The sequence below is a fragment of the Streptomyces sp. NPDC039609 genome, assembly GCF_055596705.1.
Map to the genome: position 1 here is coordinate 1 of NZ_JBVIUJ010000041.1, position 1,028 is coordinate 1,028.

1 protein-coding gene is annotated in these 1,028 nt (G+C 74.0%); it reads right to left on the minus strand.

The annotated features are described in order from the left end of the window. Window positions 1-1,028 (minus strand): glycine--tRNA ligase subunit beta (locus tag ACZ561_RS40090; protein ID WP_471005097.1); only part of this gene is annotated, 1,028 nt, incomplete at both ends.

The window sequence follows — 1,028 nt, forward strand, 5'->3', positions numbered from 1 at the left end:
GTCGTCGCACAGGGCGTTGGCGAAGGTCACGAAGTGCGGCATGAGCCGCTCGCCGTCCAGCACCGGCAGATAGCGCTGGTGCTTGCGCATCACGGTGGTCAGGACGCTCGCGGGCAGTTCGAGGTAGCGCTCGTCGAATGAGCCCCGCACGGCGTACGGGAACTCCAGGATGTCGGTGATCTCGTCGATCAGCCCGGCCTGGCCCTCCACGTCGATGCGCCCGCCCACCTCGGCGGCGGCCTCCAGGGCCCCGCGCACGACCGCGCCGCGCCGGGCGTCCCGGTCGAGCAGGATGCCGTGCATGTGCAGGAAGTGGGGGTAGCCCTCGGCGGAGGTCACCCGGACCTCCGGGTAGGGGGCCTGCCGCTGCACCCGCGTCGTGTCGCCCGCGGAGAGGGAGGAGACCACCACGGGCAGGGGAGTACGGCCCAGCAGCGCGAGCAGCCAGCGCACGGGACGCGAGAACGACAGGCCGGGATCGCTCCAGCGCATGTTGCGCCCGGCCCGCAGCCCGGAGACGACCTCGGCCAGCAGGTCGCTGAGCACCTCGACGGCCGGCCGGCCCTCCTCGTGCCGGGTCAGGGCCACGTACTCGACCCCGTTGACCTCGACGATCCGCACGTCCGTCGGTTCGGCGCCCTGGCTGCGGGCGAAGCCCTGCAACGCGGCGGTGGGGGCGCCGTCCTTGAAGGCGGCGGCGACCTTGGGCCCCCGCACGGTCTTCATGGTGTCCCGCTCGCGCGGCTGCACCCCGTCGACCGTGATCACGATCCGGCGGGGCGTGGCCATCACGGTGATCGCGCCGTGCCCCAGCCGGGTCGCGGCGAGCTTCGCGGTGACCGACTCGCGCACCGCTTCCGTGGTGGCGGGGACGTCGGCGTAGGGCAGTTCCTCCACGCCGATCTCGAACAGCAGCGTCTCGGCGCCGGGCACCTTGGGGAGCATGGCCCGCTCGGCCGGAGCCGGCGCCGCCGCCCGCCCGAGCGGATGCTCCAGCGCGGCCCGCCGCCGCTCCCACAGCTTGGCCG